Origin of the sequence: Micromonospora sp. ALFpr18c, from assembly GCF_008868155.1 — a bacterium.
Lineage (GTDB): Bacteria > Actinomycetota > Actinomycetes > Mycobacteriales > Micromonosporaceae > Micromonospora.
In genome coordinates, this window is sequence record NZ_WBKR01000008.1 from 21,996 (window position 1) to 46,987 (window position 24,992).

19 protein-coding genes and 1 riboswitch are annotated in these 24,992 nt (G+C 72.5%); of the genes, 7 read left to right on the top strand and 12 right to left on the bottom strand.

What is annotated here, in order from left to right:
- Positions 1-192 precede the first annotated feature (192 nt).
- Complete coding sequence (locus F8271_RS03305; RefSeq protein WP_225854140.1) at positions 193-1,350, top strand: ABC transporter substrate-binding protein; 1,158 nt, start codon at positions 193-195, stop codon at positions 1,348-1,350.
- Between the two features lie 84 nt (positions 1,351-1,434).
- Here the strand turns inward: F8271_RS03305 and F8271_RS03310 are convergent, their stop codons facing one another.
- Together F8271_RS03310 and F8271_RS03315 are read right to left on the bottom strand one after the other, a co-directional pair.
- Positions 1,435-2,286 carry an ABC transporter permease gene (locus F8271_RS03310; RefSeq protein ID WP_151488104.1) on the bottom strand — a complete coding sequence of 284 codons (852 nt, stop codon included), beginning with the start codon at positions 2,284-2,286 and terminating at the stop codon, positions 1,435-1,437.
- Between the two features lie 100 nt (positions 2,287-2,386).
- Positions 2,387-3,421, bottom strand: a complete 1,035-nt coding sequence (locus F8271_RS03315) for an ABC transporter substrate-binding protein (protein WP_151488105.1) — start codon at positions 3,419-3,421, stop codon at positions 2,387-2,389.
- Positions 3,422-3,690: 269 nt separating this feature from the next.
- On the opposite strand from F8271_RS03315, the gene F8271_RS03320 reads away from it, so the two are divergent.
- From F8271_RS03320 to F8271_RS03335, 4 genes are all read left to right on the top strand, one after another.
- Positions 3,691-4,098, top strand: a complete 408-nt coding sequence (locus tag F8271_RS03320; protein WP_151488106.1) for a hypothetical protein — start codon at positions 3,691-3,693, stop codon at positions 4,096-4,098.
- Between the two features lie 2 nt (positions 4,099-4,100).
- Positions 4,101-5,051, top strand: a complete 951-nt coding sequence (locus tag F8271_RS03325) for an LLM class F420-dependent oxidoreductase (protein ID WP_151488107.1) — start codon at positions 4,101-4,103, stop codon at positions 5,049-5,051.
- Complete coding sequence (locus F8271_RS03330) at positions 5,048-5,356, top strand: cupin (RefSeq protein ID WP_151488108.1); 309 nt, start codon at positions 5,048-5,050, stop codon at positions 5,354-5,356. The genes F8271_RS03325 and F8271_RS03330 overlap by 4 nt, the downstream gene beginning before the upstream one ends.
- A 77-nt stretch (positions 5,357-5,433) precedes the next feature.
- The gene (locus F8271_RS03335; protein WP_151488109.1) at positions 5,434-8,625 is read left to right on the top strand and encodes a hypothetical protein; all 3,192 of its coding nucleotides are present in this window, start codon (positions 5,434-5,436) and stop codon (positions 8,623-8,625) included.
- A 181-nt stretch (positions 8,626-8,806) separates the two neighbouring features.
- On the opposite strand, the gene thiC is transcribed toward F8271_RS03335, so the two are convergent.
- From thiC to thiE, 7 genes are all read right to left on the bottom strand, one after another.
- Entirely contained in the window at positions 8,807-10,399 is a 1,593-nt protein-coding gene (thiC, locus tag F8271_RS03340; RefSeq protein WP_151488110.1) for a phosphomethylpyrimidine synthase ThiC, read from the bottom strand.
- Between the two features lie 17 nt (positions 10,400-10,416).
- Positions 10,417-11,202, bottom strand: a complete 786-nt coding sequence (thiD, locus tag F8271_RS03345) for a bifunctional hydroxymethylpyrimidine kinase/phosphomethylpyrimidine kinase (protein WP_151488111.1) — start codon at positions 11,200-11,202, stop codon at positions 10,417-10,419.
- Complete coding sequence (locus F8271_RS03350) at positions 11,199-11,870, bottom strand: thiamine phosphate synthase (protein WP_151488112.1); 672 nt, start codon at positions 11,868-11,870, stop codon at positions 11,199-11,201. The genes thiD and F8271_RS03350 overlap by 4 nt, the downstream gene beginning before the upstream one ends.
- Positions 11,867-12,646 carry a thiazole synthase gene (locus F8271_RS03355; protein WP_151488113.1) on the bottom strand — a complete coding sequence of 260 codons (780 nt, stop codon included), beginning with the start codon at positions 12,644-12,646 and terminating at the stop codon, positions 11,867-11,869. The genes F8271_RS03350 and F8271_RS03355 overlap by 4 nt, the downstream gene beginning before the upstream one ends.
- Complete coding sequence (gene thiS / locus F8271_RS03360; protein WP_151488114.1) at positions 12,643-12,843, bottom strand: sulfur carrier protein ThiS; 201 nt, start codon at positions 12,841-12,843, stop codon at positions 12,643-12,645. Before thiS ends, F8271_RS03355 begins: the two co-directional genes overlap by 4 nt.
- Positions 12,834-13,994: a glycine oxidase ThiO gene (gene thiO / locus F8271_RS03365; RefSeq protein ID WP_370461849.1), complete on the bottom strand. Its 1,161-nt coding sequence runs from the start codon at positions 13,992-13,994 to the stop codon at positions 12,834-12,836. Before thiO ends, thiS begins: the two co-directional genes overlap by 10 nt.
- Positions 13,988-14,614, bottom strand: coding sequence for a thiamine phosphate synthase (thiE, locus tag F8271_RS03370; protein WP_151488115.1), 627 nt, complete (start codon positions 14,612-14,614; stop codon positions 13,988-13,990). The genes thiO and thiE overlap by 7 nt, the downstream gene beginning before the upstream one ends.
- A riboswitch (TPP riboswitch) is annotated at positions 14,609-14,718 on the bottom strand. Its footprint overlaps the gene before it by 6 nt.
- 293 nt (positions 14,719-15,011) lie before the next feature.
- Here thiE and F8271_RS03375 point away from each other — a divergent pair.
- Together F8271_RS03375 and F8271_RS03380 are read left to right on the top strand one after the other, a co-directional pair.
- A complete protein-coding gene (locus tag F8271_RS03375; RefSeq protein WP_151488116.1) occupies positions 15,012-20,849 on the top strand; it encodes a ThuA domain-containing protein in 5,838 nt (1,945 codons plus the stop codon).
- A gap of 71 nt (positions 20,850-20,920) precedes the next feature.
- Positions 20,921-21,448: a hypothetical protein gene (locus tag F8271_RS03380; protein ID WP_151488117.1), complete on the top strand. Its 528-nt coding sequence runs from the start codon at positions 20,921-20,923 to the stop codon at positions 21,446-21,448.
- A 151-nt stretch (positions 21,449-21,599) separates the two neighbouring features.
- On the opposite strand, the gene F8271_RS03385 is transcribed toward F8271_RS03380, so the two are convergent.
- From F8271_RS03385 to F8271_RS03395, 3 genes are read right to left on the bottom strand one after another with little or no spacing between them, the layout of a single operon-like run.
- The gene (locus F8271_RS03385) at positions 21,600-22,562 is read right to left on the bottom strand and encodes an aldo/keto reductase (RefSeq protein ID WP_192580119.1); all 963 of its coding nucleotides are present in this window, start codon (positions 22,560-22,562) and stop codon (positions 21,600-21,602) included.
- A gap of 37 nt (positions 22,563-22,599) precedes the next feature.
- On the bottom strand, positions 22,600-24,279 hold the full coding sequence (locus tag F8271_RS03390) for an ABC-F family ATP-binding cassette domain-containing protein (protein WP_151488118.1): 1,680 nt from the start codon (positions 24,277-24,279) through the stop codon (positions 22,600-22,602).
- 40 nt (positions 24,280-24,319) lie between these two features.
- Positions 24,320-24,925 (bottom strand): class I SAM-dependent methyltransferase, encoded by a 606-nt coding sequence (locus F8271_RS03395; protein WP_151488119.1) that lies wholly within the window; start codon positions 24,923-24,925, stop codon positions 24,320-24,322.
- Positions 24,926-24,992 lie beyond the last annotated feature (67 nt).

Genomic DNA, 24,992 nt, shown 5'->3' on the forward strand with positions numbered 1-24,992 from the left:
GCCGTCCCGAAAATGCAACCGGGGTCCGCGCTTGACCACAGCGCCGGCCATTGGCAAGGTTTTGCAGGCTTCGCGCACACCGTACGGCAGAGGAGATCCCGTCCTCCACTGAGGACGGACTAGCGGCGGTGACCGGGCAGCGCCCGCGCCCGCACCTGGAGGACTGAGTTGAGCCCCATCCGCTCCGCGACCATCGCGGCGCTCGCATCGGCCGTAGTTGCCACCACGCTCACCGGCTGCCAGTTCGGCGGGGCCGACAAGGACACGAGTCCGATCGTGATCGCTGCGGACCTCGAACTCTCCGGCGCGGCCGCGCCGGTGGGCCGGGCATACCAGAGGGCCCTGGAGCTCAAGGTCGAGCAGTTGAACTCCTCGGGAGCACTGAACGACCGGAAGATCAAGCTGAAGGTGAAGGACAACCGTTCCGACGCCGCCGAGTCACTGCGCAACATCGCCGACTTCAGCAGCGATTCCCAAGTCAGCGCCATCATCATGGGCGGCTGTAACGAATGCGCGGTCGGCGCGGTCGGAACCATCAACGAGAAGCGGATTCCCACCATTGCGCTCGCCGCTTCCGGGGCGATCGCCGCTCCGGTCGCCGATCGGCGCTACGTGTTCAAGCTGGGCCCGAACGCCGCCGACAGTGCGGCCGCACTCACCACCGAACTGCGTCGCAAGTCGGTCCGCAAGGTGGGCCTGCTCTACAGCGACGACGACTACGGCCGGGAGGGCGTGGCCGCCCTGCGCCGCGAGCTGACCAAGGCCAACATCAAGCCCGTCGGCGAGCAGGCGGTGAAGACCACCGACACCGAGGTCGGCCAGCAGGTCGGCCAGCTCACTTCGGACAGGCCCGACGCGCTGGTCATCTGGACGCCTCCGGAGCAGGCGGCGCTGGCCGCCACCAGCGCCCAGCAGGCCGCCTTTCGCGGTTCGCTGTTCTTCGACGCGGGCGCGGCCGGTGACCTCTTCCTCGGCGCGGCGGCCCGCGCCACCGAACGGGCCACGCTGATCTTCACCCAGACGATGGTGATCGACGACGTGATCGCCACCACGCCGGCGAAGGCGGCCCGGCGGCAGTGGTTCCAGGACTACACGGCGCGCTACGGCGGCTACAACGGATCGTCGTCGTTCGCCGCCGACGCGGTGCAACTGATCGCCGACGCCGAGCTGCGCGCCGGCGGCGAGGCCGGCACGGTGGACCGCAACGGCATCCGCGACGTGCTGGAGACGTCCCAGATGGACGGCCTCTCCGGCCCGATCCGGATGACGCCGGACAACCACTCCGGCCTCATGCCGCAGGCACTCACCACGCTGGTCGCCCGCAACGGCCGCTGGCGACTCGCGGGCTGAGCCGCAGCGCGTCGCCCACGAACGGCGAAAGGGCCGGTCTCCCGAGCGGGAGGCCGGCCCTTCGCGTTGTCGGGGATCGAGCGATCAGCGGCTGCTGGTGGTCTCGCGGACCCAGGGCAGGGCGATCCGCTCGATGAGCAGGAGCGCCGAGTAGAGCAGGATGCTCACCAGCGCCACCAGCATGATCGCCGCCCAGGCGGTGGCGGTGTCGCCGACGCCGGCGTACTGGAGGATGACGTAACCGAGGCCACTCTCCCCGGCCTGGAACTCGCCGATCACCGCACCGATCGCGGCCAACGGCATGGCCACCTTGAGGCCGACGAAGATCTGCGGCAGCGCGGCCGGGAAGCGCACCTTGCGGAACGCCTGCCAGCGGGAGGCGTTCCAGGACCGGACCAGCTCCGCCAGGTCGGCCGGCGTGGTGGTCAGCCCGGTCGCGGTGGAGAGCACGATCGGAAAGAAGCAGAGCAGGAACACCATGGTCAGGATCGGCTTCTGACCCCAGCCCAGCGCCACCACCAGCAGCGGGCCCAGCGTGATCTTCGGCACCGCGTTCACCGCGACCAGCAGCGGGGTGAACATCCGCTCCACCGTGCGGGAGCTGGCCAGGGAAAGTCCGATCAGGACACCGGCCGCCGCCGACAGGGCGAACCCGAAAAGGATCTCGAGCAGCGTGTCCCAGGTGTGTTCCAGCATCCGGGCGGGCTTGTCGACGAACGCGGCGAGCACGTCATCCGGCGGCGGCAGGGCGGCCGGGTGGACCAGCTCCAGCCGGGCGATGAGCCACCACGCCGCCAGGGCGACGAGGATACCGGCCGCGGGCAGCAGCGCCGCCCCGGTCCCGGCGCGCAGGCCGGCGCCCCGACCCGCGTCGCGGCCGGTGCCCGCCGGCGGGGGCACCGGCACGGCCGGCTCTGCTGAGCGGACGTCGGTCATCTTGATCTCCTCGAAATCCCACGGCCGCGGGGGCCGACGAGCGACGGGGGTACGTCCCACCGGAGCCGGCGGGACGTACCCCCTGGTGACGACCGGACGGTCAGGCCTTCGGCGCGAGGCTGAAGTCGATAATCTGCTCGGGGGTGATGTTCTGCTTGAGCGCGCCGGCACCCCGCAGGACCGCGATGCTCTTGGCGACCCGGCCACTGTCCAGGGTGCCGATGGCGGCGCCGGCAGAGTTGTCGGAGCGGACGTACGAGGCCATCAGCTCCAGCTCGGCGGCGGCCGACGCCACGACGGTGGCGTCGACGTTCTTTTTCAGGAGGTCAGCGGCCTCGTTCGGGTTCGCCAGGCTGTACTCCAGGCCCCTGAGCAGCGCCGCAGTGAACCGCTTCACCATCTCGGGCTTCTCCTTGGCGATCTGGGAGGAGGTGATCAGCACGTTGCCGTAGAGGTCCTGCATCACGTTGCTGTACGGCAGCATGACGGCCTTCTTCTTCGCCACCGCCTCGATCGTCGGCTGACCGACGACGAACTGGCCGATGCCATCCACCGAGCCGGCGGCCAGCGTGCCGATCAGAGCCTGCGCCTCACCGTTGACCCAGGTCACCTTGCTGGCGTCCACGCCGGCGAGCCGGGCGTACGTCGGGAACAGGTTGCGGACCACGGAGCCGGGGGTGTCGGCGAGCTTCTTGCCCTCGAGATCCTTCGGCGAGGCGATGTTCTTGCCCTCGAGGGTGGCGATGCCGGCCATCGTGCGCTGCTGGATCGCGGCCACCGCGACGAAGTCCTTCGCCTGGCCGTTCCCGAGCTGGAGCAGACCGCCGGTGAGGTCGATCGGCCCGAAGTCGGCCTGGCCGCCGACGACCGTCTGGATGACGCCACCGGTGCCCTGACCGGCCTTGATCTCGACGTCGAAGCCGGCCTCCTCGAAGAAGCCCTTCTCCTTCGCCACCCAGGCGTAGGAGTCACGGCCGAAGTTGCCGAAGGAGGTGAGGTAGGTCACCTTCTCCAGCGCCCCGCCGTCGCCGCCCTTGGCGTCGTCGGACGAGTCCGACCCGCTGCCGCAGGCGGAGACGAGGGCGAGGGCGAGGGCGAGCGCGGCCGTAGCGACCGTACGGGTCAGCCTTCTCATCAGTGCACCAGGTCCTTTCCGACCGGGGCCGCAGACCACCGGAGGGGTTGTCGCGGCGGGAACCGACGGGAGGGGTGGAAGCCGGCACCGCCATCGTGAGGGGACTCTTCGCGGGCACAGCGTACGAGAAACCCACAGTTGCGACGCCAGACGCGTCTGGTTACGGAACGGAAACAACCTGACGACCACCTCGGACGGTGCGATACACCAACGACCCGGCTAGCCTTTGTCGGATTCTTGACCGTCCACTCAGCGGAGGTCCGCCGGAGATGATCCGACTGTCCGGGGTGTCGCGCACCTTCGAGGGCCGGTCCGGCCGGGTCGAGGCCCTGCGCGGCATCGACCTCGACGTCGCCGAGGGTGAGTTCGTCGCCGTACTCGGCCGCAAACCCCGCGTGATGCTGATGGACGAGCCGTTCTCCGCGCTGGACACGCCCACCCGCGAGCAACTCTCCGGCGAACTCCAGCGGGTGCACACCGACACCAAGTCGACCATCACCTTCGTCACCCACTCGATCGACGAAGCGGTGCTGCTCGCCGCCTGGGTGGTCGTGCTGAGCCCCCGCACCCTGGGCCGCAACGCCCACCTGGCCGACGTGGCCCAGGTCAGCGCCGACCTGCACGAGCTGTTGATGGAACGCGACCAGCCGGCGGCGGCCGGCGCGGAAGGACGATGAACATGCGGGTGTCGGTCTTCACCGAGCCGAACCGCGGCGCCACCTACGACACCCAGCTCCGCTTCGCCCGGCTGGTCGAGGCCGGCGGCTACGAGGGATTCCTCCGCGCCGACCACTACCAGTCGATGGGCAACGACCCGGGCCTGCCCGGCCCCACCGACGCCTGGCTGACCCTCGCCGCCCTCGCCCGGGAAACCGAACGCATCCGGCTCGGCACCCTGGTGACGTCGGCCACCTTCCGGCTGCCCGGCCCACTCGCGGTGCAGGTCGCGCAGGTCGACCAGATGAGCGGCGGCCGGGTCGACCTGGGCATCGGCACCGGCTGGTACGAGCGCGAGCACACCTCGTACGGCATCCCGTTCCCGGCCGTCGGTGAACGCTTCGACCGGCTGGCCGAACAGCTTGAGGTGATCACCGGGCTGTGGCGCACCCCGCTGGGCGAGACGTACAGCTTCACCGGCGACCACTACCGGCTGGTGGACGCGCCCGCCCTGCCCAAGCCGGTGCAGGTGCCCGGCCCACCGATCATCGTGGGCGGACGCGGTCCCAAGCGCACCCCCGAACTGGCCGCCCGGTACGCCGACGAGTTCAACATGCCGTTCAAGTCCGTCACGGAGACCGCCACGGCGTACGACCGGGTCCGGGAGGCGTGCGACCGCGCGGGTCGGACGGAGGCCGGGCGTGCACCGCTGGTGCTCTCCGCCGGGATCGTGGTGGCCATCGGCCGGACCGACGCGGAGGCACAGCGGCGCGCCGCGCCCCTGCACGAGAAGAGCGCGCTGCCGCCGGAGGACCCGGTGGTCGGTTCGCCCGCGCAGCTCGTGCAGCGGATCGGTGAGTTCGCCGAGATCGGCACCACGCGGGTGCACCTGCGCATGACCGACCTCGCCGACCTGGACCACCTCGAGCTGATCGCCGCCGAGGTGCTCCCCCAACTGGACGGAGAACGATGAGCGACGTGATCGACGGCACCGAGCTCGGGCCGGTGGGCCAGGAGATCGTGTACGAGAACGACCGGGTCCGGGTCTGGCACATCCGACTCGAACCGGGTGAGCGGCAGCCCCTGCACCGGCACGACCACCCCTACCTCGTGGTGGCGATCGAGGGCGCGAAGAACGTCGTACAGACCGTCGACGGCACCCGGATCGACGCCGACGAGCCGACCGGTGGAGTGGTCTACCGCGACCCCGGGGCGGTGCACATGCTCACCAATGTCGGGGACACGACTTACCTGGCCCGACTGGTCGAACTCAAGTAGACCCGCCGGGCGCGGGCCGACGCGCCGCGCGGCGCGCCGGTGGCGATCCGGTGTACCGGGTGCGTAACGTGCCGGACATGGCCTTTCGGACCTGGGGCAGACTGCTGCTCACGGCGCTCGGGGTGAGCGTGCTGGCCGGGGCCGGTCAGCTCGGTGTCGCGTACGGCTTCGGCATCGTCCGGCTCACCGGCGCCTTCACCGGCACGACCGTCAACCAGTGGCCGGCCCAGCTCGTCTGGGTGGGCTGGTTCGCCGCGAACGCCGCCGTCGCCGGCGCCGTCCTGACCGGACGCCTGGCCCGCCGAGACATCCCGGCGGCCAGCACCGGCCGGCAACTGGCCATCGGCGGTGCCGCCGCGCTCGGCGCCACCGCCGTCGCGCCACTCTGCATGCAGCCCGCGCGAGCCGCCGAGCTGATCTCGGTTGACCCGGTCTGGGCGGTCGGCATCTGCGCCGTCCTCGGAGCGGTCATCGGGGCGGGCGCGGCCATCGCCGTCCTGCTCCGGCCCGAGCTGGGCTGGAACATGGCGGCCGTGGCCGGCGCCGTCTGGCTGCTGGCGTTGATCTCCGTCCTGCCGTCGCTCGGTACGGCCGGCCCGCTGCCCACCGTGCGGCTCGGCGTGCTGGAGCCGAGCTGGCTCGACGATGACGTCGCACAGCGCCTCGCGCTGCTGCTGCTGCCCATCACGGCGCTGCTCGCCGGCGCGGCGACCGCCGGCCTGGCCCGATGGCGGGGCCAGGTCCCGCTGATCAGCGGAGCCACCGGAGTGGCCGGTCCGGTCCTGGTGGCGTTCGCCTACCTGACCGCCGGCCCCGGTGACACGGTGGACCGCTACCAGACCACCCCCTACTACGGCGCGCTCATCGCGGTCCTCGCCGGTGCGCTCGGCGCGGCGGCGGCCGCCCTGCTGCGCTGGCCGGTACGCGCCAACCGCACCGATTCGCAGGCGATCGAGCCGACCACCATCCTGCGTCCGCTGCCCACCGGTCTCGCCCTGCCCAACGCCCGGCCGGCGGGCTCGGCGGACGACAGCACCGACGACAGCACCGCCGACGACAGCACCACGGGCGAGCCGACCGCCGGCGCGCGTACCGCACTCGGAACCATCGCGGGCGAGCCTTCCGCCATCGAGCGGACCGGCACCGGGCGCCCCCCGCACGCCGCCGACAGCGGGGTACGCACCGTCCCGGCGCACTGGGACTCGCCGGCGGCCACGGCGGGCGGCCAGCACGGCCCGGTCCCCGCCGACCTGACCGGGCCGGACGAGGCCGGCGCTTCCCGACCGGCCGCCGCCCCCTGGGTGACCGCGCCGACCGGCGAGTTCAGCGCCGCACGGCACGAGCCCGCCGCGGGCCGGGACGAGGCGGCAGCCGTCTCCTCTCCGCTGGCCGGGCTCGACTCGTCGCTCGCAGCCGATCCGACCGACCGCCCGCTGTCGAACGCCGCAGCGACCGTCGAGGGTGGCACGACCCCACCGACCGAGGCCATCCCGACGGGCGATCGCCGCCCCACCGGCCGGACCGGCACGGACGCCGACAACCCGACCATGACCGACCGGGACACGCTCGACCCGACGACCACCGACCCGACCACGCCCGACCGGGACATGACCAGCGCGAGCAGCACCGACCTCGGCGACATGACCACGACGGGTGCTGACGCCGCCCCCGGAGCGTCGACGCCGAAGCCACGCCGGTCCCGCAAGCCGAAGTCCACCCCCGTCGCCTCGGCCCGGGACGAGGCCGGCACGCTGTCGACCACCGAGGCCGCACCGACCGACCTGGCCGCCGCCGGCACCGCCGCGCCAGTCAGCACGCCGGCCCACGCGCCAGCCAGCACGCCGGCCGACGCGCCAGCCAGCACCACTGCCGACGGGCCAGCCAGCACGCCGGCCGACCCGCGCGCCGGAGCGGGCACGCCAGCCGGAGCCAGCACGCCAGCCGGAGCGGGCACGCCAGCCGGGCCCGGGGCCGTTGCGCCGGGCAGGGCCGAGGCCGACGCATCGGCCAGGGCGGCGACCGACGCGCCAGCCGGGAGCGGCACCACCGCGACGGCCACGACCGCCGCGACCGCGATGCCCACGACCGCCGCGAGCACCGGGCGAGCCAGGAAGGCCGCCCGGTCCGGCACCGACGGCCCGCAGCCCACCGTCGACGTCCCCGCCGCCCCGGCCGCTTCAGCAGTCCCGGCCGCTCCCGCTACCTCGGTCGCTCCGGCAGCCCCGGCTGCTCCCGCTACACCGGCTGCTCCCGCCACCTCGGTCGCTCCGGCAGCCCCGGCCGCTTCCGCCGCCCGGCCCTCGCCCGACGAGGCCGGGCGAGGAGCGACGACCCCGTCGGCCACCGAGGCCGCCACGGCCACCCGGAGCACCGGCACCACGCGACGGACCGACCACACCGGCACCGAGCAGACCGGAACCGACCGCTTCATGGCCGGGGACAGCTCGCACGCTTCGCTGTTCGGCTCGGAGCCCGCCGGTGGCGCCCAGCCGGACCGGTGGACGCCGGCCCCGCCGGCCTGGCCGGTCACCCCGGGGCGGACCGTGTCCGCGCCGGCCGAGGACGCCGGGTCGACGGTCCCGGAGGCCCGGAGTACGCCGGATCCGGCCGAGTGGACGCTCCGCCCCCGGCACCGGGCACCGCTGCCGGACCTGAGCCGCGCCAGCACCTGGGACGCCTTCAATACCACCCGTCGGGGAGGGTCGACAGACGCGCAGCCCGGTTCGACGGACGACTCCTCGACGGCACCGACCGGCACGACCGAGCCGAGCGATCCGCCGGCCCCCGCCGAGGCGGCGAGTGCGACGACGCCGGACGAGCGTGGCGAGAGCGCGTTGGACCGGGCGGCCGCTCGCTGGCGCCGGGCCGTCGGCACATCGGACCGGAACACCGGGTCGGCACCGTCCGGGGCGGACCCGGCGACGGACCCGGTCCCGACCTCGTCGTCCCCGGTCGTACCGGGGCAGGCGGGAACGCTCACCGACGACGGTCCGGCGAGCGTCGACCCGGCGCCGGTCGTGCCGACGCCCCGGGACGAGCCGGAGCAGCCGACCCGGCGCGGACGGCTCGGCGGACTGTTCCGCCGCAACCGGTCCCGCACCGACGAGGAGACCCCGAACGTGTCGAACGGGGAGGAGCCGCTGCCGGCGCAGGACGAGGAGTTCGTCGACTGGGTCGCCGGCCTGGGCAAGCCGGTGCCGGACAACGAGCCGGAGCAGGAGAGCGGTCGCCGGTCGATGCGCTCCACCGGACGGCACCACCGCGACTGACCGTCCCCCGCCGACACGTCGACGGATCAACCCACCTGCCTGATCGACTCGGGTTCACTGATACCGGGCTGTCCCGCCCACGTGGACACCGCGACATCAATGAACCCGAGTCGATCATCGCCTCACACCGGCCGGCCGGCACACTCGCCAGCCGCAGACCGGCCGGCAACGGTCAGGCGGATCAGGTCAACGGCAGGTAGACGCGGCTCCCGCCGGACACGAACTCCTCCGACTTGTCCTTCATGCCACGGGCGGCGTACTCCTTGAGCTCCTGGGTGATCTTCATGGAGCAGAACTTCGGCCCGCACATCGAGCAGAAGTGGGCCGTCTTCGCCGGTTCGGCCGGCAGCGTCGCGTCGTGGTACGAGCGCGCCGTGTCCGGGTCCAGCGAGAGGTTGAACTGGTCCTCCCAACGGAACTCGAACCGCGCCTTCGACAGCGCGTCATCCCAGTCCTGTGCGCCGGGGTGCCCCTTGGCCAGGTCCGCCGCGTGCGCCGCGATCTTGTACGCGATCACGCCCGCCTTCACGTCGTCGCGGTCCGGCAGTCCGAGGTGCTCCTTCGGGGTGACGTAGCAGAGCATCGCGGTGCCGAACATGCCGATCATCGCAGCGCCGATCGCCGAGGTGATGTGGTCGTACGCGGGCGCGATGTCGGTGGTCAGCGGACCGAGTGTGTAGAAGGGCGCCTCGTGGCACCACTCCTGCTGGAGGTCCACGTTCTCCTTGATCTTGTGCATGGGTACGTGCCCCGGCCCTTCGATCATCACCTGGACGTCGTGCTCCCAGGCGACGGTCGTCAGCTCACCGAGGGTGCGCAGCTCGGCGAACTGCGCCTCGTCGTTGGCGTCCGCGATCGAGCCGGGCCGCAGCCCGTCACCGAGGGAGAACGTCACGTCGTAGCGGGCCAGGATCGCGCACAGCTCGGCGAAGTTCGTGTAGAGGAAGTTCTCCTCGTGGTGCGCCAGGCACCAGGCCGCCATGATCGAACCGCCTCGGGAGACGATCCCGGTGACCCGGTCCACGGCCAGCGGCACGTACGGCAGCAGCACTCCCGCGTGCACGGTCATGTAGTCGACGCCCTGCTCGGCCTGCTCGATGACGGTCTCCCGGAACACCTCCCAGCTCAACTTCACCGGGTCACCGCCGACCTTCTCCAGCGCCTGGTAGATCGGGACCGTCCCGATCGGCACCGGCGAGTTCCGCACGATCGCCTCCCGGGTCTCGTGGATCCGCTTGCCGGTGGACAGGTCCATCACCGTGTCCGCACCCCAACGGGTGGCCCAGGTCAGTTTCTCCACCTCCTCGGCGACCGACGAGCTGACCGCCGACGTGCCGATGTTGGCGTTCACCTTGACCAGGAACGCCTTGCCGATGATCGCCGGCTCACACTCCGGGTGGTTCACGTTCAGCGGCAACACCGCCCGACCGGCGGCGATCTCGGCGCGGACCAGCTCCGGGTCGACGTTCTCCCGGATCGCCACGAACTCCATCTCCGGCGTCACCACACCGGCCCGTGCGTACGCGAGCTGCGTCGGACGACGCCCGTCCGCACCGGCCAGCGGCGTACCCGCGCCACGCACCGGTGCCACGTCACCCCGCTCGGCGATCCACGGCCCCCGCAGGGGCGGCAGCCCCACCTCCGGGTCCGACCCGGGACCGGACGTGTCGTAGAGCCGCACCGGTGGATGATCGCCGGTCAGCGCCACCTCCGCGAACGGCACCCGCACATCCGGCCGCGAACCCTCGACGTACACCTTGCCTCGTGCCTGCACGACAACCTCCCTGGTGATCAAGCGGACCAGCCGAAGTGATCCAACGGCCCACGTCCCGCGCCCAGCTCCCAACTCCGCGCACCGGTCAGCGCGCGGAGCACGTACTCCTTGGCGGCCTCGACCGCCGTCGGCACCTCATCGCCCAGCGCGAGCCGCACCGCGATGGCCGCCGAGAACGAACACCCGGTGCCGTGGGTGTGCCGGGTGTCCACCCGGGGCGCGCGCAGCAGAGTGGTGACGCCGCCGCCGTGCAGCACGTCGACCGCCTCGCCGCCGTCCAGGTCACCGCCGGTGACCACGACGAACTCCGGGCCGCCGGCCGCGAGCGCCTCGGCCGCCACGACCATCCCCGCCACGTCGTCCACCCCGCGTCCGGTGATGGCCGCGGCCTCCGCGCAGTTCGGTGTCGCCACCCGGGCGTACGGCAGCAGCCGCTCCACCGCGCCCACCACACCGAGCCGGTGGCCGCTCGTGGCGACCAGCACCGGGTCGACGACGAGCTGGGGCAACCGGCCGTCCCGGGCGGCCTCGGCCACCACGTCGGCGACCGCCGGCGTGCCGAGCATCCCCGTCTTGACCGCGCCGACGGTGAAGTCGCCCAGGACGCTGTCCAACTGCTCGGTGACCGTGCGCGGCGGCAACGGCAGGACGGCGTCGACACCCCGGGTGTTCTGCGCGGTGACCGCCGTGAGGACGCTCGTGCCGTACGCGCCGAGAGCCGCGAAGACCTTGAGGTCGGCCTGGATGCCGGCGCCGGCACCGGAGTCGGAGCCGGCGATGGTGAGGATTGTGCGCGGGGTCATGGTTTTCCCTGGTTGCGGTTGGGGGCTGCCCGGGAGACCTCCGTGCACCCGTGCCGGCCTTCGGACAGCTCAGGGGTGACCGCCTCGACACAAGCGCTGCTCAGGGTGGCGGCTGTTTCTTCTGGGTCTGCTGCCCGCATCAGTGCGCCCAGTACTGCTACTCCGCTGGCTCCCGCTTGGACGCAGGCGGTCACCTGTTCCGGGGTTTCCACTCCGCCGAGGGCCAGCAGGGGCACCGGGCTGGCGCGGACGAGGCTGCCCAACCCCGCGACGTGCAGGGGCGGACCGTAGCCGGGCTTGGATGGCGTTGGCCAGACCGGGGAGGCCGTCGCGTAGTGCTCGGTGGTGAGACGGGCCAGCTCGGCCTGGTTGTGGCAGGAGCGGCCGACCAGCTGGTGGGTTGGTGGCGGGTACGGGCCAGCGGCGGGCAGGTGGACGGCGTCGCCGCCGAGCGGGTCGGGGCCGGCCACGATGAGGGTCCCGCCGACCTGAGCGAGGATCGCACGCAGGTCGGCGGCGAGGGCGGCGCGTTCGGCGCGGGGCAGGTCCTTCTCCCGCAGCACCACCCAGCGCACTCCCCCGGCGACGGCTCCCGCCACCACCCGGTCGAGTCCGCCGCGCGCGACGAGCCGGTCGGTCAACACGACGACACCGGACGGCGCGGTCACAGGTCGGGTCTTCCCTCGTCGGGGGTGGAGGCGAGGGCGTGGAAGCGACGGGCGATCCGGCCGGCGCCCGCCGCGAGGCGGCCCGCCTCGACCGCGTACCGCATCGCCGTGGCCATCGCCACCGGGTCGGCGGCCCGGGTGACCGCGCTGGCCAGCAGCACCGCGTCGCAGCCCAGCTCCATCGCCAGGGCGGCGTCGGACGCGGTGCCGATGCCGGCGTCCAGGATCACCGGCACGTCCACGCCCTGCCGGATGAGCCGGATGTGGTGCGGGTTACCGACGCCGAGGCCCGAGCCGATCGGGGAACCGGCCGGCATCACCGCGGCGCAACCCACGTCGGCGAGCCGGCGGGCGAGCACCGGGTCGTCACTGGTGTACGGCAGCACGGTGAACCCGTCGGCGACCAGCTCCTCGGCGGCGCGGAGCAGTTCCACCCCGTCGGGCAGCAGCGTCCGTTCGTCGCCGATCACCTCCAGCTTGATCCAGTCGGTGTCGAACGCCTCCCGGGCCAGCCGGGCCACCTTCACCGCCTCGGTCGCCGTGTAGCAGCCGGCGGTGTTCGGCAGCAGCCGTACCCCGCACCGGTCCAGCAGGTCGAGCAGCCCACCGCCGGTGCCCGGGGCGGTGTCCACCCGGCGCAGGGCCAGGGTGACCAGCTCGGTGCCGGACGCGCGGATCGCCTGCTCCAGCACGTGCAGGTTCGCGGCCCCGCCGGTGCCGAGGATCAGCCGCGAGCCGAACGTCACCCCACCCAGCTCGAACGACACGCCGCTCACCCGCCCTGCGCCGCGGTGAGCACCTCGACGCGGTCACCGTCGCGCAGCACCGTCACCGGCCAACCGGCCCGGGGCACCACCTCGCCGTTGACCGCGACCGCCACGCCACGCTGCTCGGGCACCACGTCGCGGACCAGGTCCGCCACCGACGCGCCACCGGGGACGCTGCGCCCGGCCCCGTTCACCGTCAACTCCACTGGTCGCCCTCCATCGTCCGATCGGGTCCACCGCCGGTCGCCGCGCCGACGAACCGGTCGGGCCGGAACGCGGCGAGCAGCGGGTCGGGCACGCCGGTGACCACCAGGTCGGCGATCAGGTCGGCGGTGACCGGGGTGAGCACGATGCCGTGCCGGTGGTGCCCGGTGGCGGCCAGCACGTCCGGTCGGCCGGGCAGCGGCCCGAGGATGGGCGCGTTGTCCGGGGTGCCGGGGCGGAGCCCGGCGACCGCCTCGACCAGGTCGTACTCGGCCAGTTCGGGCAGCAGGTCGACCCCGGCGCGGAGCAGCCGCTGCACGGCGCCGGCGGTGACCGTGGTGTCCGAGCGTTCCTCGACCGTCGCGCCGAGCACGACCTCACCGTCGGCGCGGGGCACCAGGTAGACGTGCTCGCCGTCGGCGTACCCCCGGATCACGTGCCGGAAGCCCGGCGCGACGCCGCCGGGCGCGCGCAGCCGCAGGATCTGGCCCTTCACCGGCCGCACCGGCAGCCCGGTGAGGGCGGCGGCCCCGCAGCCGGCGGCGACCACGGTGACCCTCGCCTCCACATCGGACAGGTGTCGGACCGCCTGCGGCACGAACGCCGCGCCGGCCCGCTGCGCGGCCGTGCGCAGCGCCGGCACCAGCAGCCGCGGGTCGACCTGGTGGTCGGTGGGCGCGAGCGCGCCGCCGCGCACCCGCGGCGCGAGCGCCGGTTCGCGGTCGCGCAGCCCGCTGGGCAGCAGCGGGGTCACCGGCAGACCCAACCCCTGCTGGTACGCCCAGAGCCGGCGCGCCTCGGCCAGGTCGTCACCGGTCAGCCCGACCATCAGGGTGCCCTCGGTGCGGTAACCGATCGCGACGCCGGTCGTCTCGGTCAGCTCGGCGGCGAACGCCGGCCAGCGGGCCGCGGACGCCAGCAGCAGCTCGGTCAGCCGCCGCTCACCGAAGTACGCCTCGGCGACCGGGGAGAGCATGCCGGCGGCCACCGCCGACGCCCCCGACCCGGGTGCCGCGTCGTGCACCGCCACCCGCAACCCGCGCGCGGAGCAGCGCCAGGCGATCGCCAGCCCGACCGGGCCCGCCCCCACCACCGCCACGTCCAGCCGGGCCCGGTCGCTCGATCGCGGTGCCGGGGACCGGCCGGTCAGCACGTCAGCGCCTCGATCAGCTCGGCGGTCGCGTGGGCCGGGTCGGTGGCGGCGGAGATCGCGCCGACCACCGCCACCCCGTACGCCCCGGCGGCCCGCAGCGCCGGTACCCGGTCGGCGGTCACCGCGCCGATCGCGATGACCGGTACGTCGACGGCGTCGACGACGGCGCGTACCCCGGCGGGGCCGATGGGGTCCGGCAACCCGGGCTTGGTGGTGGTGGCGTGACACGGTCCGACGCCCAGGTAGCTGGCTCCCGCCGCGACGGCCGCGCTCGCCGTACCGGGCGCGCGGGCGGTGGCGCCCAGCACGGCGGTGGGGCCGAGCACCCGGCGGGCGGCGGCGACCGGCAGGTCGTCGGCGCCGATGTGCCCGCCGGCGGCGCCCACCGCCAGCGCCACGTGCAACCGGTCGTTGACCAGGCAGGTCGCCCCGTACGGCCGGCAGAGCGCCAGCACCTGCCGGGCCAGTTCGTACGTCTCGCGGTCGGTGGCCGAGTCCTCGACGCGGACCTGCACCACCAGGTCGGCGCGGGCCACCGTGAGGGCGGCGCGGACCACGGCGAGCGGGTCCCGACCGGGTCGGGTGTCGGTGATGAGATGCAGTCGTCCAAGGGACGGCACGGCAACGCTCCTCCCTGCGCCGGCATTACCCGGATCAGGTTCGACGGTCGGGGGCTGTCAGCCCCCCTCTCAGCCCGGTACACCGGGCTCCCGTGGGTTACTTGCGTGTCACAGTACGACGGATCCGTCGGCCTGCCAAGGGAGGGGTCGACGGGCCCGGAAGGCCGAATCAGTTGGGGTGCTTCATCCCGGTCCTGTTCGGAATGTCGCCCCCCGTTGCAGAACCGTTACCCGCCGGCATCTTGCCCGACATTGAGCGAGCCGAATTAATTTGTTCAGCGATTCGACAAAATGCCGGCGTGGACGCCCTGGCACGGTGTCCCCACCGGCTCCATCTGGGACGGTCTTCGGCGAGCCGGCCCCCGCGATTCCTGTCCACTGCGACATTGGAGGCGGCGTGTCCCGTTCTCGTCGTGCCCGAAAACCCATCACCGCGACCCTCATCTCCCTGGCCCTCGCTTCGACGACCCTGCTCGGGTCGCCGGCGCAGGCGGCTCCCGCCGCCCAGGTCCCCCCGAAAGACGCGCAGGCCGCGGCCCCGGTGACCCAGGTGGTGCCGAAGGCGCCCAAGGCCGCCGCCGATCCCTTCTCCGTCCTGGTCTTCTCCAAGACCGCCGGCTTCCGGCACGACTCCATCCCCACCGGCATCGCCGCCATCCAGCAACTCGGCGCGGCCAACGGATTCACCGTGGACAACTCGGAGGACGGCGCGGTATTCACCGACGCCAACCTGGCCAAGTACAAGGCCGTGATCTGGCTCTCCACCACCGGCGACGTCCTCAACGCCGACCAGCAGGCGGCGTTCGAGCGCTACGTGAAGGCGGGCGGTGGCTACGTCGGCATCCACGCCGCGTCGGACACCGAGTACAGCTGGGCCTGGTACGGCGACCTGGTCGGCGCGTACTTCGCCAACCACCCGGCGAACCAGCAGGCCACGGTCAAGGTGGAGGACCACGCACACCCGTCCACCGCCGAGCTTCCGGACCGCTGGTCCCGCTTCGACGAGTGGTACAACTTCCAGACCAACCCCCGGCCGGACGTGCACGTGCTGGCCAGCCTGGACGAGAAGAGCTACACCCCGGGCGCCGGTGCGATGGGCGCCGACCACCCGACCGCCTGGTGTCAGGACTTCGACGGTGGTCGATCATGGTACACCGGCGGCGGGCACACCCGGGAGTCGTACGCCGAACCGGAGTTCCTCAAGCACCTGCTCGGCGGCATCCAGACCGCCGCCGGTGTGGTGGACGCCGACTGTGGCGCCTCGAAGACCTCCAACTTCGAGAAGGTCTCCCTTGACAGCAACACGAGCAACCCGATGGAACTGGACATCGCCGGAGACGGGCGGGTCTTCTACATCGAACGCGACGGTCGGGTGCAGATCATCAAGCCGGACACCGGCAACACCGTCACCGCCGTCGACCTGGACGTCTTCACCGGCAACGAGGACGGCCTGATCGGCATCCGGCTCGACCCGGACTTCGCCACCAACAAGTGGGTGTACCTGTACTACGCCCCGAACGACGGCGTCACGCGCAACCTGCTGTCCCGGTTCACGGTGACCGGCGACACCATCGACCCGGCCAGCGAGAAGCAGGTGCTGCGGGTCGACACCCAGCGCAACACCTGCTGCCACGCCGGGGGCAGCATGACCTTCGACGGCGCCGGCAACCTGTACCTGGCCACCGGTGACAACACCAACCCGTTCGAGTCGAACTCGTACTCGCCGCTCGACGAGCGGTCGGGCCGCCAGGACTACGACGCGCAGCGCACCTCGGCCAACACCAACGACCTGCGCGGCAAGGTGATCCGGATCCACCCGGAGGACGACGGGTCGTACACCGTTCCGGCCGGCAACCTCTTCGCTCCGGGCACCGAGAAGACCCGTCCCGAGATCTACGCGATGGGCTTCCGCAACCCGTTCCGGATCGGCACCGACCCGAAGACCAACACGCTGTACGTCGCGGACTACGGGCCGGACGCCAACGCGGACAACCCCACCCGCGGCCCGCGTGGCCTGGTCGAGTGGAACATCGTGACCCCCGGCAACTACGGCTGGCCGTACTGCACGGGCACGAACGAGGCGTACAACGACTACACGTTCCCGTCCGGCCCGAGCGGCGCGAAGTTCGACTGCGCGGCGCCGGTGAACAACTCGCCCAACAACACCGGCCTGACCAACCTCCCGCCGGTCGTCCCCGCGACCGTCGACTACGGGTACGCCGGTGACGCCCGGTACCCGGAGATCGGCGGCGGTGGCGCCCCGATGGGCGGCCCGGTCTACCGCTACGACGCGGACCTCAACTCGACCCGCAAGTGGCCGGCCTACTACGACGGCAAGGCGCTGCTCGGCGAGTGGAACCAGAACAAGATGTACACGATGCAGCTGACCCCCGACGGCAAGTCGTTGGTGGACATCAACCAGCTGCTCACCGGGATGACCATGGTCCGGCCGATGGACTTCGAGTTCGGCCCCGACGGCGCCCTGTACCTGATCGAGTGGGGCAGCGGCTTCGGTGGCAACAACGACAACTCGGGTGTCTACCGGATCGACTACACCGCCGGTGACCGCGCGCCGATCGCGGCGGCGTCCGCCACCCCGACCTCGGGTGCGGCGCCGTTGACCGTCACCTTCTCCAGCGCCGGCTCCCGCGACCCGGACGGTGGCGCGCTCACCTACGCCTGGGCGTTCGGCGACGGGCAGACCTCGACCGACGCTAACCCGACGCACACCTACGCCACGGCGGGCAACTACACCGCCCAGCTCACCGTCACCAACCCGAAGGGCCGTACCGCGGTGGCCAACGTGCCGATCACCGTGGGCAACACGTCCCCGACGGTCACCATCGAGTTCCCGCCGGACGGCGGGTTCTTCGACTGGGGTGACCAGGTCCGCTACACGATCAAGGTGACCGACCCCGAGGACGGGGAGATCGACTGTGCCCGGGTGAACCTCCAGGTGCTGCTGGGTCACGACGAGCACGCCCACCCGCTGGAGCAGCACACCGGCTGCACCGGCACCGTCCAGACGTCGCTCGCCTCCGGGCACGGCGCCGAGGCGAACGTCTTCGCGGTCTTCGAGGCCACCTACACCGACGACGGCGGGGCCGGCGGAGCCAGCCCGCTCACCGGTCGGGTCATCGAGGTGCTGCAGCCCAAGCGCAAGCAGGCCGAGTTCTTCACCGCCACCGGTCGGGCACCGGTGAGCACCGGCGGCGGAGACGCCGGCGTGCAGCGGGAGACCGGCGCCGACACCGCCGGCGGCGGTCAGAACATCGGGTTCATCGAGGACGGCGACTGGTGGTCGCTCGCCCCGGCGGACCTGACCAACATCAGCGAGATCCGGTTCCGGGCCGCCTCGGCCGCCGCTGGCGGTCGCATCGAGGTCCGGGCGGGCGCGGTGGACGGACCGGTGGTCGCCACGGCCACCGTGCCGGCGACCGGCGCGTGGCAGACGTACACGGACGTGAGCGCGCCGGTCACCGGTGCCGCGAGCGGCTCGCTGTACTTCGTGGCCCGTGACCCGAACGGCGGCTCCGGCTCGCTGTTCAACGTCAACTGGATGGACTTCGTCGGCCGCGGCGTCACCGAGAACGCGCCGCCGGTGGTCACCGCCACCGCGACCCCGGCCGCCGGCACCGCGCCGGTCACCGTGGCGTTCGACGGCACGGCCACCGACGCCGAGGGCGACACCCCGCTGACGTACGCCTGGGACTTCGGTGACGGCGGTACGGCGTCCACGCTGGACGCCAGCCACACCTACGCCAGCCCGGGCACCTTCACGGCCACCCTCACGGTGACCGACAGCAAGGGCGCCAAGTCGTACGCCACGGTGCCGGTGCGGGTGGACGCCCCGGACACGTCCTGCTTCGGGGCGCGTTCGGACGCCTTCGACGGCACCAGCCTCGACAAGACCCGCTGGTCCAGCGTCATCCGGGAGAACCAGCTCTACTCGGTCAGTGGCGGCGCGCTGCGGCTGCCGACCGGCGTGGGCGACCTCTACGGCGCCCGCAACGACGCGACCAACCTGGTGCTCCAGCCGGCTCCGACCGGCGCCTGGGAGATCACCACCAAGGTCACCCTCCCGGTCACCGCCAACTACCAGCAGGCCGGTCTGCTGGTGTACGGCGACGACGACAACTACGCCAAGGTGGACCTGCTGTACAACGGCAGCCGGCGGGTGGAGTTCATCCGGGAGACGGCCGCGACGCCTCGCAACGAGGGCGCCGACAGCGCCGCCGCACCGGCGGGTGACACCGTGTACCTGCGGATCACCAGCGACGGGACGAACCTGACCGCCGCCGCCTCGGGCGACGGGCAGACGTTCACCCCGGTCGGCCGTTCGGCCGCGCTCGCCGGCATCACCAACCCGCGGATCGGGGTCTTCGCACTCAACGGCGGCACCGAGGCGCCGGTGGTCGACGCGGCCTTCGATTCGTTCCAGGTGACGCCGGACGCTCCGGCCGGCCCGGTCGACCCGTCGGACGAGTTCACCGGCGACACGCTGGACAAGTGCCGCTGGGACGCGATCCTGCGGGAGGACCCGGCCGGTTACCGGGTCACCGGCGGCGCGCTGCGGATCGACGTGCCCAACGGTGACATCTACGGCACCGACAACACCGGGCCGAAGAACTTCATCCTCCAGACCGCGCCGTCAGGCGACTGGACCCTGGAGACGAAGGTCGACGGCAGTCTGCTGAACGAGCAGTACCAGCAGGCCGGTCTGCTCGTGCAGGCCGACGACGACAACTACCTGAAGTTCGACTTCATCGCGGACAACCAGGCCGGCCAGGCGGTGACGCGGCGGATCGAGTTCCGCAGCGAGATCGGCGGGGCGGTGCAGAACCCGCAGCCGGAGGCGACCAGCCTCACCTCGGCGGTGTGGCACCTGCGACTGGCCCGCACCGGCGACACGTTCACCGCGTCGTACTCGGCCGACGGGACGACCTGGACCGCGTTGGAGGCGCTGACCAACAGCGCGGTGGGCGCCACCCCGAAGGTCGGGTTGTTCACCCTCGGCGCCAACCAGACCGCCTCGAAGACCGCCGCGTTCGACTACTTCCGGTTGAGCACGAAGGTCGCCGACGAGACCGCGCCGGTCACCACGGCGGCGGTTTCGGGCACCCCGACCGAGGGGTGGTACACCGGTCCGGTGACGGTGACCCTCACCGCCGCCGACGAGGCCGGCGGCAGTGGGCTGGCCAGCACCGAGTACCAGCTGGACGGGGCCACCACCTGGACGGCGTACACCGCTCCGGTGGCGATCAGTGGGGACGGCGAGCACGAGCTGCGGTTCCGCTCGACCGATGAGGCGGGCAACGTGGAGTCGACGAAGACCGTCACGGTCAAGATCGACGCCACCGCACCGGTCACGACGGCGACGTTCGCTCCCGCGAACGACGCCGGCTGGCACAACGGGACGATCCCGGTGGTGCTGACCTCTACCGACGCCGGTTCCGGGGTCAAGACGGTGGAGTGGTCGTTGGACGGTGGCGCGTGGACGCCGTACACGGCGCCGGTCGAGGTGACCGGCGACGGGCAGCACGAGCTGCTGTTCCGGTCCACCGACAAGGCGGGCAACGCCGAGACGCTCAAGTCGGCGGTGCTGCGCATCGACGGCACCAAGCCGACGCTGCTGGTGTCCGGGATCGCCGACGGCCAGCTCTACGGCGACAGCCAGGACGTCCGGGTGTCCTGGCAGGCCGTCGACCCCACCTCGGGCATCGCGTCCGTGGTCGGTCAGCTCGACGGCAGGGCGTACGCCAGCGGCACCCTGCAGGCCATGTACGAGCTGCCGCTCGGCCTGCACGAGCTGACCGTCACCGCGACCGACAAGGCGGGCAACACGACCACCTCGACGGTCCGGTTCTTCGTCACCACCTCGTTCCGGGACATGCAGAACCTGCTGGACCGGTTCAAGGCGACGGGTCGACTCTCGGCCACGGCGCACAAGCAGCTGAAGGCGAAGCTCGACGCGGCCCGCCAGGCCGAGGCGGCCGGCAACGACAGCAAGGCGATCAAGCAGTTGACGCAGTTCCGGACGCTCGCCGCCGACGCCACCCTGGTGGCCGAGGCGGAGGTCCGGGACGTCCTGATCCGGGACGCCGACGCCATGATCGTCCGGCTGGGCGGTACGGCCAGTAAGGCCGGAGTCAAGGCGAACGACGGCGAACCGGTCAAGGGCGCCGGGCGGCTCGGTGGCGACACCACCCGGCTGGCACCCGGTCGCCAGCTCTGATCCGACGAGGCCCCTCCCCGGCGCTGCGGCGTCGGGGAGGGGCCTCCCTCATCGGTAGTGAGGAGATGTCCGTGACGGGTATCCGCAAGGTGCTGGCCGCCGTGGTCGCCGGACTGGCTCTGACCCTGCTCGCCGCACCCCCGGCGGCGGCGCAGGCCGACAAACTCAAACTGACGGTGGCCGGCGACGGGGCCGAGGGGGTCACCATCCAGGCCACCTACGCCGACGGTCGTCGGCTGGACAAGCTGGTGCGGTTGGTCCTCACCGCCACCGGCCCGGACGGGCAGAAGGTCGGCCCGGTGCAACTCGAACCGCAGCCCGAGGGGCAGGGCTTCTACACCAGCGGTCCGCTGCTCACGGCCGGCAGTTGGCGGGTGACGGTGAACTCCCCCGCCCCGCTGCAGACCCAGGCCACCGCCACGGTGCAGGCCCGGGCGGCACAGTCACCGCCGGCGCCCAAGCCGGTCGCGGTCACCGCGGACCGGGCCGACGGACGCGGGGGGAACGCCGGGTGGTGGCCGTTCGCGGCGGCCGGGCTGGTGCTCGTCGCCGCCGCGATGGGGGTCGCCATGCTGTTCGGCCGCCGCCGCACCGACTGACCCAGCGGCGCCCCAGCGCCGCACCGACTGACCCAGCGGCGCTCCGGCGCCATCCACTGACCCAGCGGCGCTTCGGCGCCATCCACTGGCCGACCGGGCCGGGCCGCGATGAGCGGCCCGGCCCGCTGTCGTGCGGCCGGCTCCGCCGCGCTCAGAGGATGAAGCGCAGCGCGGCCAGATCGTCGTCGGTGGGCTCCCAGGTGCCGGCGGCCGCGTTGGCGTGCACCTGCTCGGGCGTGGTGGCACCGGCGATCACCGAGGTCACCGCCGGCTGGGCGGCCAGTCCGCCGATTGCCACCTGGAGCATGGTCAGCCCCCGCTCGGCGGCGTACGCCTCGATGGCCTCGATGGTGTCCCAGTCGGCCGCGGCGAGCCGCTCCGCGTACCGGCCGCCACCGGAGAGCCGGCTGCCGGCCGGCGGCTGCTCGCTGCGCTTGTACTTGCCGGTGAGCAGGCCGTTGGCGAGCGGGAAGAACGGCAGCATGCCGAGGCCGAACCGCTCGCAGGCCGGGATCACCTCGGTCTCCACCGACCGCTCCAGCAGGCTGTAGTGGTTCTGCGCGCTGATGAAGCGGGACCGCCCGTTGGACGAGGCGACCCAGTCGGCGTCGGCGATCTGCCAGCCGGCGAAGTTGGAGTTGCCCAGGTAGCGCACCTTGCCGTCGCGGACCAGGTCGTCCAGGGCGGCGAGGGTCTCGTCGATCGGAGTGCCCGGGTCGGGCTCGTGCATCTGGTACAGGTCGATGTGGTCGGTGCCGAGTCGGCGCAGCGACGCCTCGACCGCGCGCGCGATGTACCGCCGCGAACCCCGGGCACCGTGGTCCGGACCGTTGAGGCCGTTCATGTCCATGCCGAACTTGGTGGCCACCACCACGTCGTCGCGGCGACCCTTGAGCGCCTGCCCGAGCAGCTCCTCGGAGCCGCCCTGCGGTTCGCCGTAGATGTCGGCGGTGTCGAACAGGTTGATTCCGGCGTCCAGGGCGGCGTCCACCACCGCGCGGGTGCCGTCGAGATCCAACTTGCGGCCGAAGTTGTTGCAGCCGATGCCGACCACGGACACCACGAGCCCGGAGTCGCCCAGCCGGCGATAGGTCATCTCAGTCACGAGATCCACCCTATGCCGGCCGGACGCACCCCTGCCCGGGGACCGATCAGCCCACGTCCCAGACCGGCTCCGGGGTCTCCACGACCTCGTTGTCGCCCCGGAACAGCACGAACCGGTCGAAGGAGCGGGTGAACCACCGGTCGTGGGTGACCGCGATCACCGTCCCCTCGAACGCGTTCAGGCCCGCTTCGAGGGCCTCGGCGCTGGCCAGGTCGAGGTTGTCGGTGGGCTCGTCGAGCAGCAGCAGGGTCGCCCCGGACAGCTCCAGCAGCAGCACCAGGAAACGGGCCTGCTGCCCGCCGGAGAGCGTGCCGAAGCGCTGGTCACCCTGACCGGCCAGCTCGTAGCGGCTGAGCACCCCCATCGCCGCGTGCCGGTCCATCCCGGTGCGGTGGTCGTCACCCCGCCAGAGGATCTCGACAAGCGTCTTCGACATCAGCTCCGGCCGGTCGTGGGTCTGGGAGAAGTGCCCGGGGCGGACCCGGGCGCCCAACCGGGCCGTGCCGTCGTGGGCGACCGGGGCGAGCGCACCCGCCCCGTCGACCGGGCCGTTCGCCGGGTCGGGATCGGTGCCGCCGCGGGCCAGCAGCCGCAGGAAGTGCGACTTGCCGGTGCCGTTGGCACCGAGCACCGCCACCCGGTCGCCATACCAGATCTCCAGGTCGAAGGGGAAGGTCAGGCCGTCCAGCTCCAGCTGCTCGCAGATGACCGCGCGTTTGCCGGTCCGCCCGCCGCTCAGCCGCATCCGGATGTCCTGGTCCTTCGGCGGTACGGGCGGCGGCCCGGCCTCCTCGAACTTGCGCAGCCGGGTCTGCGCGGCCTGGTACCGCGAGGCCAACCCATCGTTGTACGCCGCCTTCTGCTTGTACATCAGCATCAGCTCGCGCAGCTTCTGGTGTTCCTCGTCCCAGCGTCGGCGCAGCTCGTCGAGGCGGGCGTGCCGGGCCACCCGTGCCGAGTGCCAGCTGGCGAAGCCACCCGGGTGCACCCAGGCGCTGCCACCCTCGACGGCGACCACCCGGTCGGCACTCTGGGCCAGCAACTCGCGGTCGTGCGACACGTACAGCACCGACTTGGTCGACTCGCGCAGCCGTGCCTCCAACCAGCGCTTGCCGGGCACGTCGAGGAAGTTGTCCGGCTCGTCGAGCAGCAGCACCTCGTCCGGGCCGCGCAGCAGCAACTCCAGGGCGAACCGCTTCTGCTGGCCACCGGAAAGCGTCCGCACCGGACGGTCCCGGGCGGCGTCCCACGGCAGGCCGAGCACGATGGTCGCGACGGTGTCGAAGAGCACCTCGGCGTCGTACCCGCCGACCTCGCCCCAGGCGCCGAGGGCGTCGGCGTACGCCAGCTGGGCCTTGCCGGCGGCGGTGCTGTACTTGCCGCGGACCTCGGCCGCCCGCATGGCCGCCTCGGTCTCGGCGAGCCGGCGGCCGGCGTCGCGCAGCGGCGGCGGGGCCAGCGACAGCGCCAGGTCGGCGAGCGTCGACTCGTCACCGATCATGCCGATGAACTGGCGCATCACGCCCAGCCCGCCGGCGCGCGCGACGACACCGGTCCGCACCGGCAGGTCCCCGGCTACCATCCGCAGCAGCGTCGTCTTACCCGCGCCGTTCGGCCCGACCAGGGCGACCTTGGCGCCCTCGCCGACCCGGAACGACACGTCGGCGAAGAGTTCCCGACCGTCGGGCAGGATGTGCCCGACCCCTGCCACGTCCACGTATCCCACGCCGGGATCCTGCCCCAGGCGGCGGCGGGGGGATATCCAATTACCGGGTGACCCGCAGCACCCGGAAGCCCTTCTGGCTGGCGTGCCGCTCGACCTGCCAACCCTGCTCGGTGAGCCAGCGCTGCAGCGAGTCGCCACCGAGGTGCCGGGCGACCACCAGCCAGCCGACGCCGTCCGGGGCGAGCCGGGGCAGCCAGCGCAGCAGCAGCTCGTGCAGTTCCTCCTTGCCGATCCGGATCGGCGGGTTGGACCACAGCTCGGCGAACCGCAGGTCCGCCGGCACGTCGTCCGGTGCGCTGACCCGGACCCGGTCACCGGCACCGATCCGGGCCGCGTTGGCGGCGGTGAGGTCACGGGCGCGGGCGTTGACGTCGACGGCCCAGACCGTGCTCGACGGCGCCACGTCGGCCAGCACGCAGGCGATCGGCCCGAACCCGCAGCCCAGGTCGAGCAGGTCACCGGTGGTGTCGGCGGTGGGCAGCTCGGCCTTGCGCAGCAGCACCGCGGTGCCCGGGTCGAGTCGGCTGGCGGAGAAGACCCCGCCGGCGGAGGCGAGCCGGTAGTCGCGGTCGGCGACGGAGAACTCGACCTCGCGCGGCGGGGCGTCGCTGGCGGGTTCAGCGGTGAAGTAGTGGTCGCCGGTCACGTCGGCAATTCTCGCACCGGCCGGGACACGTCCCGACACGGCCCACGCACACATTTCCCGTTATTAC

Bases quoted from the DNA above. Each gene is read 5' to 3' on its own strand.
- F8271_RS03315 (WP_151488105.1), bottom strand. From the start codon at position 3,421: ATGAGAAGGCTGACCCGTACGGTCGCTACGGCCGCGCTCGCCCTCGCC.
- F8271_RS03310 (WP_151488104.1), bottom strand. From the start codon at position 2,286: ATGACCGACGTCCGCTCAGCAGAGCCGGCCGTGCCGGTGCCCCCGCCG.
- thiD (WP_151488111.1), bottom strand. From the start codon at position 11,202: ATGACCCCGCGCACAATCCTCACCATCGCCGGCTCCGACTCCGGTGCC.
- F8271_RS03330 (WP_151488108.1), top strand. From the start codon at position 5,048: ATGAGCGACGTGATCGACGGCACCGAGCTCGGGCCGGTGGGCCAGGAG.
- F8271_RS03320 (WP_151488106.1), top strand. From the start codon at position 3,691: ATGATCCGACTGTCCGGGGTGTCGCGCACCTTCGAGGGCCGGTCCGGC.
- F8271_RS03325 (WP_151488107.1), top strand. From the start codon at position 4,101: ATGCGGGTGTCGGTCTTCACCGAGCCGAACCGCGGCGCCACCTACGAC.
- F8271_RS03335 (WP_151488109.1), top strand. From the start codon at position 5,434: ATGGCCTTTCGGACCTGGGGCAGACTGCTGCTCACGGCGCTCGGGGTG.